General features: G+C 45.3%; 10 protein-coding genes and 1 pseudogene. 9 read left to right on the top strand and 2 right to left on the bottom strand.

What is annotated here, in order from left to right; genetic code table 11:
- Nucleotides 1-336: 336 nt before the first annotated feature.
- Both RIC07_RS13475 and RIC07_RS13480 read right to left on the bottom strand, forming a co-directional pair.
- Nucleotides 337-846 carry a CIS tube protein gene (locus RIC07_RS13475; protein WP_446382207.1) on the bottom strand — a complete coding sequence of 170 codons (510 nt, stop codon included), beginning with the start codon at nucleotides 844-846 and terminating at the stop codon, nucleotides 337-339.
- A gap of 496 nt (nucleotides 847-1,342) precedes the next feature.
- A complete protein-coding gene (locus RIC07_RS13480; RefSeq protein ID WP_446394988.1) occupies nucleotides 1,343-1,543 on the bottom strand; it encodes a hypothetical protein in 201 nt (66 codons plus the stop codon).
- Between the two features lie 1,313 nt (nucleotides 1,544-2,856).
- Here RIC07_RS13480 and RIC07_RS13485 point away from each other — a divergent pair.
- The 9 genes and pseudogenes from RIC07_RS13485 to RIC07_RS13525 all read left to right on the top strand — a co-directional run bounded on the left by RIC07_RS13485 (nucleotide 2,857) and on the right by RIC07_RS13525 (nucleotide 15,679).
- Entirely contained in the window at nucleotides 2,857-7,293 is a 4,437-nt protein-coding gene (locus tag RIC07_RS13485) for a PAS domain S-box protein (protein WP_446394989.1), read from the top strand.
- Between the two features lie 218 nt (nucleotides 7,294-7,511).
- On the top strand, nucleotides 7,512-8,567 hold the full coding sequence (locus tag RIC07_RS13490; RefSeq protein ID WP_446394990.1) for a diguanylate cyclase domain-containing protein: 1,056 nt from the start codon (nucleotides 7,512-7,514) through the stop codon (nucleotides 8,565-8,567).
- Between the two features lie 212 nt (nucleotides 8,568-8,779).
- Entirely contained in the window at nucleotides 8,780-10,300 is a 1,521-nt protein-coding gene (locus tag RIC07_RS13495; protein WP_446394991.1) for an adenylate/guanylate cyclase domain-containing protein, read from the top strand.
- Nucleotides 10,301-10,592: 292 nt separating this feature from the next.
- Nucleotides 10,593-11,090 (top strand): HNH endonuclease, encoded by a 498-nt coding sequence (locus RIC07_RS13500; protein WP_006105078.1) that lies wholly within the window; start codon nucleotides 10,593-10,595, stop codon nucleotides 11,088-11,090.
- Between the two features lie 133 nt (nucleotides 11,091-11,223).
- Nucleotides 11,224-12,495, top strand: a complete 1,272-nt coding sequence (locus RIC07_RS13505) for a DHH family phosphoesterase (RefSeq protein ID WP_446394992.1) — start codon at nucleotides 11,224-11,226, stop codon at nucleotides 12,493-12,495.
- Between the two features lie 178 nt (nucleotides 12,496-12,673).
- A pseudogene (locus RIC07_RS13510) lies at nucleotides 12,674-12,955 on the top strand (hypothetical protein); the annotation flags it as partial.
- A gap of 284 nt (nucleotides 12,956-13,239) precedes the next feature.
- Nucleotides 13,240-13,668: a type II toxin-antitoxin system VapC family toxin gene (locus RIC07_RS13515; protein ID WP_446394993.1), complete on the top strand. Its 429-nt coding sequence runs from the start codon at nucleotides 13,240-13,242 to the stop codon at nucleotides 13,666-13,668.
- Between the two features lie 194 nt (nucleotides 13,669-13,862).
- Nucleotides 13,863-14,366, top strand: a complete 504-nt coding sequence (gene sixA, locus RIC07_RS13520) for a phosphohistidine phosphatase SixA (RefSeq protein ID WP_446394994.1) — start codon at nucleotides 13,863-13,865, stop codon at nucleotides 14,364-14,366.
- Between the two features lie 155 nt (nucleotides 14,367-14,521).
- Nucleotides 14,522-15,679 (top strand): citrate synthase, encoded by a 1,158-nt coding sequence (locus tag RIC07_RS13525; protein ID WP_446394995.1) that lies wholly within the window; start codon nucleotides 14,522-14,524, stop codon nucleotides 15,677-15,679.
- Nucleotides 15,680-15,934: the final 255 nt, after the last annotated feature.

A 15,934-nucleotide genomic window follows, 5' to 3' on the forward strand; every position in this document is an offset into this window, starting at 1 on the left:
AGCTAGTGGTGTACTATTAAATGTTAATTTTAGAGAGATTGAATCCCGTAAAATTAACTTGGGGGAGTTGTGTATCCCAACGCTGAATTAAAACTACAGCGTGGGTCTTACAACTCCCCCAAACCCCCTACTAAGATAAAAGGTCTGATGTCAATTAAACTATGGTCGGATTGATGATGGATAGCATTACCGTAGGTTGGGTTGAGCGAAGTCGAAACCCAACCTACTGGACTGACACAGCTAAAATGGTGGCATAGATTTTACGATTAAATCGGGCGCACGTCGGTGTGCCCCTACAATTCTATTCCACCAAATAAGGTGGGTCATGCCACTACATTAACGCCCACCAGTATGACGCTGGCTAGCACCGGGTTGGGGCGTTCCCATCCCTGGTTGAGACACAGACTCATCAATTTCTTCCAACGTCAGGTTTACCGACACTCGGACGGGTGTCCCATCGGGCAGAAACATGGTCAAGTTATAATCAACTTTTGTAACAAAACAGCGAATATACTCCTGAGATCCCCAGGTAAACACATAAGTGGGAGGACGTTTTTCCTTTCCTTCCCCCGACTCAGCAAAATTTACCGCTTTCTCAAACTGTTTCAGATGGCGGAGGACGTTCTCACCTGTCTCATAGGTATCAAAAATAATATCGTTAATCGAGAGGGTAACAGGTTCAGGATAAGCAAAGTTGACCTTGGGTAATCCTCGACCCGTTCGCGCTCCACTACTTTTTGTTAAGTTAATTTGCTGGCTAAACGCCAACTGGTTGGGGTTGAACATGAAATCAATTGTTCCCCCACCATCTGTAGAAATCAGTTGAGCTTTTACAAGTTGTGACATGATCGATCATCTCTGACTCAGTTTTTCCGGGGATTGTCAATGACGCTGAGTTTTCCCGAAAGACTCTTACTGACTACTCTACCAGAGGGTTGAGAAAAGGGCTTACCCACCTGTAAGGTAAGTCCCTCTTAAGTAGTCGGACAAAAGAAAACGGCACGCTCCGAAGTCAGTTTGGTAAACCGCTCTCAAACCCTTACTGTTCCCTGTTACATACCGAGCATGTTGCCGAGCGTGTTACCGAGCGTGTTGCCGAGCGAAGTCGAGGCAAGCCGAGGTAAGTCGAAATAAGCGTTCGACGGCTCGACTGATCGCGACTCGACTGAGCGATCGCCAAACGTCTCGCCGAAGTCTGAGCGCTCACGCCGAAGTCCGAGGTGTTCCCTAATCTCATCCGTTAATTTTAATTGTGTCCACCTACTTATTCCAGGGTTCAATTAACCTGGTGCGTGATTGGTTTCAGTCTTGTTAAAGATGTTCCACCGGAATATCCCTACGATTACGATGCTGTAGCATCTAATAATTTCACGTAAGCAATGGGGAGAACAAGGGGCCAAAATAACGTCGCGATGCCCACAGTGAGGAAAGATAAGACGTTTTGCTGAGGTGATAATCCTGCTCCTTTTTTGAGAAAGCGTAACCAAGTGGCTAATAAATAAAGCCCAGTCAACATGTAAACACTAATAAGCAAAAGTGTCATCTTTAAACTCCAGGTATAAATAAACACAATTCGTCAAAGTCTCAGGTATTATATCAGATGTCTATTCAATTTGCTAATTATTACTTGATTGTCTAGTCTATCTGGATGATTTGTGAAATAGCTACCGGACTGGGCAAGGTTTTTCACCTCATCTGTTTTCACAAATCATTTGAAATAGTTATAAATACCTCAACATAAATTCTGTTCGTTGTATTGAGAAATGTTAACAGGTCTCAACTCCTGATTGTTTCCCCTTCCTTGCCAATCTCAACCTTTAATTTTGTCCAACTACCTATCGAGCTATTCTAGGTTACAAAACTGGAATCCGGTAATGTTGAGTTTAATTAGATGCACCCTTTATGAAACAATCTGCCTAATGTTTTTAACTTGGTTCAGCAGAACATCTCTACGATTGTGATACGGTTGCCTTCAATAACCTTACGTAAGCAATGGGGAGAACAAGGGGCCAAAATACTGTGGCGACACCAATGGTGAGTAACGATAAAACTTTTTGCTGATCTGACATTCCTCTTCCTTGTTTAAAAAAGCGTAACCAAGCGACTAATAAATAAAGCGAAACAAGCGTGTACAGACTGATGATCCAAAGGTTCATAGCAAGACCAAAGACGTAGATGAAAACAGGTGGATCAGATTTTAGATTCTGAGAGATATCTGATCTGATGTGTTTTGACTATTCAAATTATTCTTCATTGTCCAAATGTAATCTGTGTTACTTGTCCTTAAGTCCGGTGATATTCAGATGATCAACTTGTGAGAGATCTGAGAGTAAAGTGTGACATTATTTTTTGATTAATATGATGAAGATCACAGTCATCTCTGGGTAACTGGTTTAGCAACAATTTACTACATCCCGCTAGGCTAACGCGACACCATACAAAATAAAGTCTAATGTTACTGATTTTAAGGTGAATGCCACTGACTGGTATACTGGTGGGCAATGCCTACCCTACGGTATAGCAAAGGTTTTGGCGATTCCCTAATGCTTATTTCAGTACTATTAATTTTAAGGTGAATGTCAAAGTACTTACGAACCTAGCTTTAGTTTGAATTTATTGCTTTGAGTTAAAATGTTAAACTCTAAGGGTGATCGCTCTCCCTATTCCCCACGATGGTGATCTGTTTTAGAGTTTAGATTGTAGCCGCTTGGCGGATGGGGAAAGGATAGGTTTTGTGGGAATGGTATTGGTGCTATCTCGATTGCCCCCATAAATCCGCCCCAAGTAAGCGCTTGATGACTTTATTTCACAGCGTATAATCATTCATCCTGGATAATTTAAACGTCAGAAAGTCCGATGAACAAAACCTGGAATCTTTCTCCGTTAGGACGATATTTTTTCAATGTCTTAGCCCTGACGCTAATTTATATCGCTACTGCCCAAATTTTTAGCCGTCAGACGATTATCCCCTTGATCTGGATTCCCCCTGGAATTAGTCAAGCCGCCCTCTTGTTACTGGGGCGCAATCTGTGGCTGGGTGTGGCTTTGGGAGAGTTATCTAGGGCGATATTGATGGGAATTCCGGGAACGGTTGCGATCGCATCCTGTTTAGGCTGTACGCTACAAGCTTGGTGGGGTGTAACATTGGTTCAATCCTGGGAGATGCATCCAGGGTTAAATCGTCGCCGGGATGTGGTCAAATTCCTGGTGGGTATGGTTCTATTATCATCCCTGGTGAGTCCGACTCTTCGTCTGTTGGGTGAAGTTTTGGCGGGGGAATGGGGTGCAGGGGATTGGCTGCGATGGTGGTTGAGTCATGCGATGGGACTTTTAATTGTTACGCCTGTACTGCTGACTCAGGGTTATTCGATGATGCAGTCGGGGGATGAGGGGAATGAGGGAGATGGGGAAGATGGGGGAAATGGGGATGATAGGGAAGTTATGCAGTTCATTCAAAACTTGGGTAAGGGCGGGTTTAGGCACATCTGGGTTAAGTCAGAAACAAGGGTAGTGAAACCCGCCCCTACGACATCAACAATCATCTGGCAAGTTGGAGTCTGGCTGATTGGATTGGGAATCGTGAGTGGGTTGGTGTTTGGTGTTTTCTCGATTCCAGCTAGTTCCTCAGTTATTGTAACAGGTGATAGCCTAACGGCTTCTAATCCGATCGGAGTCCAGTTTCATCACCAACTTGCTACTCAGTTAAGCGAGTTGTTATATCAGCCTTTTGTTCAACTTGACTTAAAGTATTTGCTATTTCCGTTTATTTTAGGGTCAGCCCTACAATGGGGTCAACGGATCACAACATTGGGGATTGGTGTAGTCGCGAGTATTGCTTTTTGGCAACAGGCTGAGAGGTTTGAGTCATTTAATCGGGTTATCGTTTCCCAAGATGTGTTTATTGCCATCTTCGCCATAACCGCCCTGATTGTCGCTGCTATTGTCAGCGATCGCGCCACGGCTTATCAAGAATTATGCGATCGCGACACCCAGTCTCGTGATATCGTTGCCCATCTCGATCAACAGTTTCAGGAACGAACCGCCGCCCTAAAAGCCGCTAATCGCCAACTCTTAGCCGAAGTGGTGGAACAGAAGCAGATGGAGAAGGCGCTGCGGAAAAATGATCAACGTCTCGCCCTGTTGGTGCAACAAACTCCCTTAGCGGTGATTGAATGGAATACAGAAGGGCATATTGTTGATTGGAATCCGGCGGCGGAAAGCATTTTTGGCTATCGTCGAGACGAAGCTTTAGGTCATCCGTCTACCCTAATTGTACCCCCTGCTGCCCAAGCTAAAATTAAACAAATTAAAGCTAAACTTTGGTATGACAAACAAGTTGCTCGTTCCTGTAATCAGAATATCACCAAAGATGGCAGAACCATTATTTGTGAATGGTATAATACACCGCTAATTGATAGCCAGGGGAATCTTGTTGGGATTGCGTCCATGGCATTGGATATTACTCAACGTCAGGAAACACAAACGGCTTTGCGGGAGAGTGAGGAACGGTTTGCTTTAGCGATTCAAGCCAATGATAGCGGATTATTTGACATTAACTTCAAAACCAAGACCTACTATTATTCCCCCCAATTCCTGCAACTGATTGGTTATCCCGAAAACCGTGATACTCCCAGCTTTGATGAGTTGATGGCGCGGGTTCATCCAGAAGATCAGTCGATGGTGAAAATTAGCATCGATCAACTTTTCATTAGTGAACTATCGCAGTGGAAATTAGAGTTTCGCATGGTTCACTCTAATGGTTCAACCCCTTGGTTTTTATCGCGCGGATTGGTTCTGCGGGATGAAAATGGTAAGGTGACACGCATTGTCGGGACCCATACGGATATTAGCGATCGCAAACAAGCAGAAGCCGCGTTACTGGAGAGAGAGGAACAATTCCGTCAACTGGCGGAAAATATTCGGGAAGTGTTCTTTTTAACCACACCCGATTTAAGCCGCATGTTTTATCTGAGTCCCGCTTATGAGGAAGTTTGGGGACGATCCCGCGAAAGTCTGTACGACCAGCCGATGACCTGGTTAGATAATATTCATCCCTACGATCGCGATCGCGTGGCGGAGGCGTTAGGGAAACAACTGCAAGGTGAACAAGACTTTGAACAAGAATACCGCATTTTACGTCCCGACGGGAGTGAATGCTGGGTTTGGGTGCGGACGTTTCGCGTGTTTAACGACAAGGGTAAAATGACCCGTATCGCTGGGATTGCTGAAGATATCACCGAACGCAAGCATTCCGAAGCTGAACTGCGCCGTCAAACCCTACAACGGCAACTTTTTGCCGAAATTACGCTGAAGATTCGCCAATCCTTACAACTGGATGCCATCCTGCAAACGACAGTAACGGAAGTGCGCCGAATTTTGCAAGTGGATCGGGTGGTGATCTACCAACTCAATGATGATGGAACCGGGGTGATTATGACGGAAGCTGTAGTTCCTGGCTGGACACCAATTCAAGGACAGGAGATTTATGATCCCTGTTTTCGGGAAGGCTACCTGGATCAATACCGCCAAGGACGCATTCGCGCGATCGAGGATCTCTACCAAGCTGACTTAGAACCCTGCCATATCGAACTTTTACAACCCTTTGGCGTAAGAGCGAATTTAGTCGTTCCCATTCTACAACGAGAGAACCTCTGGGGTCTATTAATTGCCCATCAATGTAGTGGTCCGCGACAGTGGGAAATGTTTGAAATTGAACTATTGAGTCAACTCGCGGATCAGGTAGGAATTGCCCTCGCCCAGAGTCAACTGTTAGAAGAACAAACCCGAATTAGTCAACAATTAGCCGAAAAGAATTTACACCTGGAACAAGCCCGCCAAGAAGCCGAAACTGCCAATCATGCTAAAAGTGAATTCTTGGCGAATATGAGTCATGAACTCCGCACGCCCCTCAACGGTATTTTAGGCTATGTCCAAGTTCTCAAACGCGAACCTCATCCCACCGCCAAGCAACAGCAGGGACTGAGTATTATTCAACAGTGTGGGGAACACCTGTTAACCCTACTCAACGATATTTTAGACTTGTCTAAAATTGAAGCCCGGAAAATGGAGTTATGTTTAAGCGAATTTCAGTTCCCTCATTTTCTGGAAGGCATTATCGAAATGGTTCGTATCCGGGCGGACGAAAAAGCCATTGCGTTTCACTATCAACCTCTCTCTCCTTTACCTAAAATTGTCCGGGGTGATGAAAAACGATTGCGACAAGTGCTAATTAATTTGTTAGGAAATGCGATTAAATTTACGGATCAGGGGAGTATCACATTTAAAGTGGGCTATACTTCAGCCCAAGAACCAGCGACAGAAGCATCTAGCACCATGCGCTTTCAAATTGAAGATACCGGAATTGGCATTGCGGCTGAACAATTAAACGATATATTTTTACCCTTCCATCAAATTGGCGATCGAAATCGCCAGGTGGAAGGAACGGGATTAGGATTAGCGATTAGTCAGCGATTAGTTCAACTCCTTGGCGGCGAACTGCATGTCGAAAGTCATGTTGGTCAAGGGAGTACCTTTTATGTTGATTTAGAGTTACCCGCCGTCTCTCCGGATCAAGCAACGGATGTGGTGGAAGATCGAATTATTATTGGGTTTTGCGGTTATCCGCGTAAAATTTTGATTGCTGATGATCAATGGCAAAATCGTTCAATTTTAGTCAACTTGTTGTTACCCTTAGGATTTGAGGTACTCGAAGCGATCAATGGTGAAGACTGTCTCCAGCAAGCGCAACAAGAACACCCTGACGCAATTTTAATGGATTTGATCATGCCAAAACTCGATGGATTAGAAGCGACTCAACGGATACGAGAAATTCCATTGTTACGGGATACCGTTGTGTTGGCGATTTCAGCTAGCGTTTTTGGAGAAAAACAACAGCAATCTCTCGCCGCAGGTTGTGATGATTTTATTGGACAACCTATACAAGCTAAAACTCTCTTTGCTACTCTGCAAAAGCATCTCGATTTAGAGTGGATTTATGAATCCGACGATGCACCCAGTAGTGCTTACCCTTCAGAAAGATTACCTGATCAAAATGCCGAGGTTTCGATTACTGCATCAAAGATTGTTGCACCGCCCCAAAAGGAAATGAATGTTCTTTATGAATTAGCGATGATGGGTGATATTAAAGGGATTAGTGAGCAAGCCGATAAACTTGAACAACTTGATTCGCGATGGGTTCTATTTGCCAAGAAACTGCGCCGTTTAGCCAATGGTTTTCAGGAAAAACAAATTCTAGAATTTGTGAAAAAATACATGAACGAGAGAGAGGATTAAAATTGTTTAGTTTGGTTTGTAGGGGCGGGTTTTACTACTATCGTGTTTTCCTTCACCCAAATGTAACTAAACCCGCCCAAATCGAGTGCATAACGAATGACAAATGACGTAGCTTGCTTCTCGCGACAGCGAGTATGACGAATGACAAATGACTAATGACGAATGACTAATGACGAATGACAAATGACTAATGACGATTAACAAATTACGAATAAAAAATGACGAATGACAAAGAAACAATTCTCATTGTTGATGATAATCTCACCAACTCAGAAGTGCTGTTAGATTTTGTGAGTGAGGCAGGGTTTCAGGTTATTGTGGCAAGGGATGGTGACAGTGCAATCAAAAAAGCTGAAGTTGAGCATCCCGATATCATTTTGCTGGATGTGATTATGCCAGGAATTGATGGCTTTGAAACCTGTCGGCGTCTGAAAGCTAATCCGGCTACCCACGATATCCCAGTAATTTTTCTTACCGCCCTGTCTCAAACGGCGGTTATCATCAAAGGATTTGAATTAGGCGCGGTTGATTATATTATTAAGCCCACCCAACAGGAAATCGTGTTGGCGCGAGTGAATACTCATCTGACGATTCAAAAGCTACGCCAAAATCTGCAAGTCCAAAATCAGCAACTCCAACAGGAGATTCAGCAGCGTCAGGAGGCTGAGGCAAAACTGCAAAAAGCGAATGCTCAACTGAAACGTTTAGCCACGTTAGATAGTTTAACTCAGGTGGCGAATCGGCATCGATTTGATGAATATTTTAACCAAGTGTGGCGGATTTCGCGACGAGAACAATGGGTGTTGTCGTTGCTTTTATGTGATGTGGATTATTTTAAACTTTACAATGATACTAAGGGGCATCAAGCTGGGGATGAATGTTTGTATAAGGTGGCGCAAGCGATGAAACAGGTGGTAAAGCGTCCCGCTGATTTAGTCGCCCGTTATGGAGGAGAAGAATTTGCGGTGATTCTACCGAATACCCCAGCCCAAGGCGCGTTACAAGTGGGCAAATTTATTCAGTCGAAGCTGACTCAGTTAGGTTTGACGCATCCGCGATCGCCGATAAAAAATTCTGTCACCTTAAGTGTGGGGGTATCTAGCACGGTTCCTTGTCATCAAACCTCTCCGGAAGCGCTAATAGCGGCGGCGGATCAAGCATTGTATCAGGCAAAAGAAACGGGACGCGATCGCGCAGTTTTTCTACCACTGGACGATCCTCACTCTCAGAGTGTATGCTCTATACCTTCACCCTCTCGCTCCTCACCTCCGTGATTGGCTGGAGAAGCAGAGGGAGCAGAGGGAGCTGGGGGAGCTGGGGAAGCTGGGGAAGCTGGGGAAGCAGAGGAGATTTGCAACAATACCGGTATCTCTACTCTGGCTTGATTTTGAAGTTGGTGTATCTTCCATCTCAGGCTTATCATCTATTGTTTACCGTTCATGGCAATTTCATCAGGTAATGAACCCTGAACGATGAACTATGAACTATGAACCAAACTACGTCAGCCCCGATGAATGATGAACATTCTAATCAAGGCGTCATCGTTATTGTCGATGATACTCCTCATAATCTCGGTGTCCTCTTTGATTTTTTAACCGATTCTGGCTTCAAAGTTTTGGTGGCGCAGGATGGGCAAAGCGCTCTGCAAAAAGTCGAGTATGCCAAACCCGATCTCATCTTACTGGATGTGATGATGCCAGGGATTGATGGCTTTGAAACCTGTCGTCGCCTGAAAGCGAATCCAGCCACACGGGATATCCCGGTGCTGTTTCTCAGTGCGCTGTCTGATGCGGTGGATAAAGTCAAAGGATTGAATCTGGGAGCCGTAGATTTCATCACTAAACCCGTACAGCAGGAAGAAGTTAAAGCCAGAGTGACAACCCATCTGGCGCTCCGGAACCTGCAAAAGCGGCTAGAGGAGCAAAATCTGCAACTCCAAGCCGAAATTCAAGAACGACAACGAGCAGAAGCTTCCCTGCGTCAAGCGGAAGAGAAATATCGCAGTATCTTTGAACGAGCTACCGAGGGCATTTTCCAAGCCACGCCTGAGGGACGCTATATCACCGCGAATCCAGCCCTAGCTAAAATTTTAGGCTATACCTCCCCCGAAGACCTCATGGAACAGGTGAGGAATATTGGCGAACAACTGTATGTTGAACCCACACGCCAGGAAGAGTTAGCCGCTTTAATACAGCGCTACAACACCTTATCCGACTTTCAGTCTCAGGTTTATCGGAAAGATGGCAGCATTATTTGGATTGTGGAAAATATCGATACGGTTAAAGATGAAGCGGGTAAACTCCTCTACTACGAAGGAACGGTATCGGATATTACCGAACAAAAACAAGCTGAAGTTGCCCTGACTCGCGCCCGTAAACGCGCCGAACTCTTACTGTTAAATATCTTACCTCAACCTGTAGCAGAGATGTTGAAGCGGGGTCAACGCACGATCGCGGAGAGTTTTAAAGGGGTAACGATTATGTTTGCCGATCTGGTTAATTTTACCAAGTTTTCTACCCAAACCTCACCGACTCAACTGGTTGAACTGCTGAATCAGATTTTCTCCAAATTTGACCGACTCGTCGAGGAACATGGCGTAGAAAAAATTAAAACCATTGGCGATGCGTATATGGTAGCGGCGGGACTCCCTCGGCGGCGTCTGGATCATGCTCAGGCGATCGCGCAGATGGCGTTAGAGATGCAGCGAGCCATTGATGAATTTAATCACGAAACCGGAGAGAATTTTCGCCTCAGGATTGGAATCAATAGTGGTCCTGTCGTCGCGGGTGTGATTGGCATTAAAAAGTTTAGCTACGATTTGTGGGGTGACACGGTGAATACGGCTAGCCGCATGGAGTCTCATGGCTTACCAGGTCGCATTCAGGTAACACAGGCGACCTATGAATTGCTCAAAGAGGAATACGAGTTTGAGGAACGCGGTGTGATTCAGATTAAAGGTAAGGGAGAAATGACAACCTATTGGCTGCGGGGTAAAAAAATTCAGTAGACCGAAACATTTTCGGTTAAGTTCGCTCCGGGAGCGGAGAAGCCGTGATCTGAACTTCTATATTTAGTGTTGAAATGATTAATATCAAAACTGAAAACACTAGATATAGGATACGCCTAACTTAAATCTTAGACTGAACCCGCAAGCTGGGCGAAAAAAATTCGGCGTTGGAGAATGACAAATCCGCGATCGCGCTGATGTTTAGCTTTGATAAGTGATCATGAAAATATGACCCAGCCTCATCAACCTGTGTTACTATCTGGAATAATATTCACTTTATTTCGATCTCCTAATGAGCAAGGTTCTGGTGTTAAACGCCTCCTACGAACCGCTCAATGTCACCAATTGGCGGCGAGCGGTTGTTTTGATGCTCAAAGGCAAAGCGGAACAGATTGAACACAACGGCAAATATGTCTATCCAGAGTTACCGCTTCCCACAGTTATTCGCTTGCGCCATTACGTTCGGGTTCCTTACAAAGAAATTCCCTTAACCCGCCGCAATATCCTCTATCGTGATAGTCATTCTTGTCAATACTGCGGATACACGGGTGATGATTTAACCCTCGATCATGTGATTCCGCGTTCTCGACACGGGGGAGATTCTTGGGAAAACATTGTCACCGCCTGTGTACGGTGTAATGTCAAAAAAGGCAACCGAACCCCTAAGGAAGCCAACATGATATTACGACATCAACCCCGCAGACCCTATAGCAGTTTGCACTTTGAGGTGGCTAAACAGGTTAAAGGCGGAGTCCATCAGGAATGGCGAAAGTATGTGATTGGTGTTTAAGATCCCTGAAAAAATTTAATTTCAGATATTGGGCTATAAGGTATAAGAGTGGGTTCCAATGCCCATTCAATCACCAGCCCCTATTCCAGGGGCGATTGGTGTAAAACTATGATGGCTGAATATCTTGTCCGCGATGGAATCCAACTCACTTAAATCTGTCAATAATAACGCTCTCCCCCCTAAAGCATCACCTTCGGATGGGAGTGCGGTAGCTTCACACCAACAAAAAACTTCCCCAAAAAATCCCAAGAACCGCAGTAACAATACCGGTGAACGTCGGCGGCGTTTTGATGCATCCCAAGCTAAAATAGGAGAACTGCAACAGGTTTTAGATCGTCACAGTTCAGAACGCCAGCTTATTGTCATTCAAGATTTCCCTGATCCTGATGCTCTATCGAGTGCTTGGGCTTACCAGTTAATTGCTCAACAGTACAATATTCAATGTGACATTGTATATGCAGGAACTTTGTCTCATCAGGAAAACATTGCCTTGGTCAAGTTGACCAACTTACCTGCTAAGCGCTGGGGAATTCAGACATTGAAGGATCGGGATTTCTCCGTGTATCAAGGTTGTGTACTGGTTGATAATCAGGGAACCACAACCCAATTAATGCCCTTTGTCAAACAAGCAGGTGTCCCCATTGTCGTCCTGATTGACCATCACAACCCTCAGGATAATCTGGAAGCAGAATTTACCGATTTGCGACCTCAGACAAGGGCGACTGCTACGATCCTCAGCCAATACCTACAAACCGGGTTACTCAAGCTTGATAGTAGCATTAGTACCCATGTTAAGTGTGCTACAGCACTAATGCACGGTCTACGTGCCGATACCGATCGCTTGATGCGGGCGACGGAAGAGGATTTCCTAGCGGCGGCGTATTTGAGTCGTTTCTACGACGTACAGTTACTTAATGCTGTCCTGCAAACCGCGCGATCGCGACGAGTCATGGATGTGATTGAGCGATCGCTGAAAAACCGTATTGTTCAGAATAATTTCTCGATGGCGGGGGTAGGCTATTTACGGTACGATGACCGGGATGCAATTCCCCAAGCCGCTGACTTTTTGGTGACTGAAGAAAATGTCCATACGGCTGTCGTTTACGGAATTGTTCACAACGAAGACGAAGAAGTCGAAGTCGTGATTGGTTCCTTGAGAACCAGTAAAATCACCCTTGATCCCGATGAATTTATTAAGGAAGCCTTTGGTCAAGACAATCAGGGACGATTCTTTGGTGGTGGACGCATGACCGCCGGGGGGTTTGAAATCCCCATTGGCTTCTTAGGTGGCTTTAATGACAATACCGAATACACCAAGCTTAAATGGGAAGTCTTTGATATTCAAATCAAGCAAAAACTCTGGCGCTTAGTTAATCCCAAAGATAATGTGATTCATGCCGATTAAACGAGTGTGGCTTCCTATATTACAGGCTCCACATCCACATTTATTCATGCGATTATGAAAGCATTATCCAATCCAAAGTTAATATGAAGCTAAAGCAGATCAGTCCTTCAGACACCGTGGCTCCTGGCTACGTTGCTGTGGTTGAATTTAGCACTCCCAAAGCTCATATCGTTGAAAAATGCAGGACATAGAAACTCTTCACCGAGAAGCAATGGAATTGGTAGACCAGGCGGTCTTAGCCCGTCAACGGGGCGATGCTAAGGCAATGCGAGAGTTTTATCGAGCCGCCTTTGCCAAAGAACGGGCAGCGGCTGATTTAGTTGCCAATCAACTTGACCTGGAACCCACTCGCTCTGTTTTACACCGCAGCGCCGCCGTTCTTGCCTTAGAGTGTGGTGAACTCCAAGAAGCTGAACGACTGATTGGACGGGCGCTAGCTGGCAATCCACCCGATGATATTGTTACGGCAGCAGCTAAGTGGGCTTGTGATACAGCCTCAGCAATGGTCAATGTCGTTCTCGATAGAATTCCTCCATCATTTAGCCAAGATAATGAACAAATAAATTTATACGAATCTAGGTTTCAGCCGATTGAAGCACAAGAGCAGCATATTTTAGATGAAGATCGCCGTAGTCGAGAAGCTGCTGTTGCTCAAGCTAATAAAATTTGGACACATCTACAGGAAACATACGGAGAGTTTCCTGATTCCGTTGAATTGCTGCACCAGGATCGGTAAAGGTAGCGGTGAAAAAGGTTGTAATTGATAGCAGTGTAGCAATCAAATGGTATGTCCCCCAGCCATACTCCTCACAAGCTATTCAAATTCTTAATGATTATCAAGCCGGAACGATTGCCCTACTTGCACCGGATTTAATCTATGCTGAAGTCGGAAACATCACCTGGAAACTGTATCGGTTTCAAGGGTTATCTGCATCTGATGCACAGACTATTATTGATGCATTCCAATTGGTAAAATTTAATAGAGTTCCAGCCGCTTCACTGTTGAAGGATGCTTATCAATTCGCTGTAACCTATCAACGAAGTGTATACGATAGTTTGTATATCGCTTTGAGTCTTCGACAGCAGTGTCAATTCGTAACGGCTGATCAGAAACTTGTTAACGCTGTCAGCGCCACCCATCCAAATGTTATTTCCATTGGGAATTGGTCTTAAACCTGCCACGATTCAATGCTATTACCGCCAATTATAGTGTTTCCCAGTCTATTGAATTCTGTGGCAAGGGCGCAAACTTTACGCCCCTACAGTTAGGTTTACCACATCAGCTGGGGAACAGGGATAAAATTAAATCTTGATTGTATTCCTGGAGAACCCTACAATTTTAATTTTCAGGAAAAAATAAAAAACGGATGGCAATAAAACTTTACTTGATCCGTCATGGTATCGCTGCCGATCGCGAAGACTATGCCAACGATGAAGATCGTCCCCTGACGAGCAAAGGGCGTAAGAGAACCACCAAAGTCGCCAAGCAACTGCGCGATCGCGGTTTGCAGTTTGACCAAATATTAACCAGCCCCTTAGTCCGAGCGCGAGAAACCGCCGCGATTCTGCAAGACGTAGGTTTAGGTGAGCAACTCGACGAATTTCCCAGCCTTGCGCCTGATGGGGATATCCATACCTGGGTTAACTGGCTACAGGAATGGCGTCAAAATCGAAACGGTACAGGCTGTTTGGCGTTAGTCGGTCATCAACCGGATTTAGGCAATTGGGCAGAATTGTTGGTCTGGGGAGAAGCACAGGAAAAACTCGTCCTCAAGAAAGCGGGCGTGATTGGGTTAAACCTGAAAGAAACAGGAGTTCCCCTGGGACACAGTGAGCTATTTTTGCTAACCTCTCCAAAATGGCTAATCTAAGCGATCCTTAAGATTTTTTGTAACACACACTACTAATTTCCCAGTTTCTGGTAAGTTAGCCTGAGAACACTTAACATGTCTCTACTCCGGAAACGGAAGCGCCCTTCACCGGGCAACTAAACAACCCATATCGTACAGGTTAAAAGCACGAGTCTATGACTGTCTGCGAGTATAAACCAGGTTTAGAAGGCATTCCCGCTGCCCAATCCAGTATCAGCTATGTTGATGGAAAACAGGGAATATTAGAGTATCGCGGTATTCGGATTGAAGAACTTGCTACAAAAAGCACGTTCCTAGAAACCGCCTATCTTCTGATTTGGGGTGAGCTACCAACCAAGGAGGAGCTAGAAGCATTTAAGACGGAAATTATTTACCATCGACGGATTAAATATCGGATTCGGGACATGATGAAATGTTTCCCGGAAACTGGACATCCGATGGATGCATTGCAAGCGTCCGCAGCAGCGCTGGGTCTGTTTTACTCAAAACGCGCTCTGCCAAATCCCAGTTATATCCGGGAAGCGGTTGTGCGCCTGTTGGCGAAAATCCCGACAATGGTAGCTGCATTTAAGCTGATGCGGAAGGGGAATGACCCAGTAAAGCCAAACGATGATTTAGACTATTCGGCTAATTTTCTGTATATGCTCACTGAGCAAGAACCCGATCCCCTAGAGGCTCACGTCTTTGATGTTTGTTTAACCCTCCATGCGGAACATACGATCAATGCGTCTACGTTCTCAGCCATGGTAACGGCTTCGACGCTGACTGACCCCTATGCGGTAATTGCATCCGCCGTTGGTACCCTCGCCGGTCCCTTGCATGGGGGGGCGAATGAAGAAGTGATTTCGATGCTCGAAGAAATTGGTTCGGTGGAAAATGTCCGTCCCTATCTAGAAGATTGCTTACAGCGCAAGGCAAAAATCATGGGATTTGGTCACCGCGTCTATAAGGTTAAAGATCCACGCGCCACGATTCTCCAGCATTTAGCCGAACAATTATTTGAGAAGTTTGGTTCTGATAAATACTACGAAATTGCCCTGGAGTTAGAACAGGCGGTTGAAGAAAAACTGGGACATAAAGGGATTTACGCGAATGTAGATTTCTATTCCGGTTTGGTTTATCGGAAACTTGGTATTCCCACCGACTTGTTTACTCCCATATTCGCGATCGCACGGGTAGCGGGTTGGCTGGCGCACTGGAAGGAACAACTAGGAGAAAATCGGATTTTCCGACCCACCCAGATTTATACTGGTGATCACGACGTCACTTATGTTCCCATCCAGGAACGGACATCACAAATCCCCTTAGTGTAAAACAGGTCGATCGCTTCTCCCAAAAACTACAGTGAAAGGAGGAGCGATCAGTAGTTGCTAGCGATGATTTGGTGGAGACAGTAAACGGAAGAGGATGATATCTTTCACTCCCAGGTGACATCCTCCTACACCAAATCAAAGATTATGGTGTAGGCTTCCTCAAATCACTTTGAAGATTTCCTGGTTACTCCCTTTCGGGGTGGCGCCACTTGCCTAGATTGGTTTTGGTTTTCACCAACCCCCGGTAGATCGGCT

This window comes from Coleofasciculus sp. E1-EBD-02, from assembly GCF_040218245.1.
In the GTDB taxonomy this organism is placed as follows: Bacteria; Cyanobacteriota; Cyanobacteriia; order Cyanobacteriales; family Coleofasciculaceae; genus Coleofasciculus.